Annotated in this window: 1 protein-coding gene and 1 pseudogene; one reads left to right on the top strand and one right to left on the bottom strand. The window is 47.0% G+C overall.

Going from position 1 to position 777, the window contains the following annotated elements; translation table 11 throughout:
- On the top strand, nucleotides 1-236 hold a 236-nt coding region (locus FLQ44_RS07950; RefSeq protein ID WP_206208746.1), incomplete at its 5' end, for a fimbrial protein.
- Here the strand turns inward: FLQ44_RS07950 and FLQ44_RS07945 are convergent.
- A pseudogene (locus FLQ44_RS07945) lies at nucleotides 205-777 on the bottom strand (IS4-like element ISVsa5 family transposase); the annotation flags it as partial. The gene FLQ44_RS07950 and the pseudogene FLQ44_RS07945 overlap by 32 nt on opposite strands.

The raw sequence follows: 777 nt of genomic DNA, 5'->3' as shown, positions 1-777 counted from the left end.
AAAATCTTTATAGCCTGTCAGTCGTTGCCGTAACGATGCTGGCGTTATCAGGTTCGGCGCTCGCCGAGGGCACGAATCTCGATGTTAACTTTACGGCCAATATCCGTGAAACCACTTGTGATATGAAACTGATGGGCGGTACGGGTTCCGATACGGATCAAACACTGCTCATTGGTAACGGCGGCCAGGTGCTGAGAGATCCCCTCATAATTTCCCCAAAGCGTAACCATGTGTGAATAAATTTTGAGCTAGTAGGGTTGCAGCCACGAGTAAGTCTTCCCTTGTTATTGTGTAGCCAGAATGCCGCAAAACTTCCATGCCTAAGCGAACTGTTGAGAGTACGTTTCGATTTCTGACTGTGTTAGCCTGGAAGTGCTTGTCCCAACCTTGTTTCTGAGCATGAACGCCCGCAAGCCAACATGTTAGTTGAAGCATCAGGGCGATTAGCAGCATGATATCAAAACGCTCTGAGCTGCTCGTTCGGCTATGGCGTAGGCCTAGTCCGTAGGCAGGACTTTTCAAGTCTCGGAAGGTTTCTTCAATCTGCATTCGCTTCGAATAGATATTAACAAGTTGTTTGGGTGTTCGAATTTCAACAGGTAAGTTAGTTGCTAGAACCCATGGCTCCTTTGCCGACGCTGAGTAGATTTTAGGTGACGGGTGGTGACAATGAGTCCGTGTCGAGCGCTGATTTTTTCGGCCTTTAGAGCGAGATTTATACAATAGAATTTGGCATGAGATTGGATTGCTTTTAGTCAGCCTCTTATAGCCTAAAGT

Origin of the sequence: Vogesella mureinivorans, from assembly GCF_007644035.1 — a bacterium.
In the GTDB taxonomy this organism is placed as follows: Bacteria; Pseudomonadota; Gammaproteobacteria; order Burkholderiales; family Chromobacteriaceae; genus Vogesella; species Vogesella mureinivorans.
The sequence above is the reverse complement of the archived record's forward strand: the minus strand, read 5'-3'. Positions and strand labels throughout refer to the sequence as shown.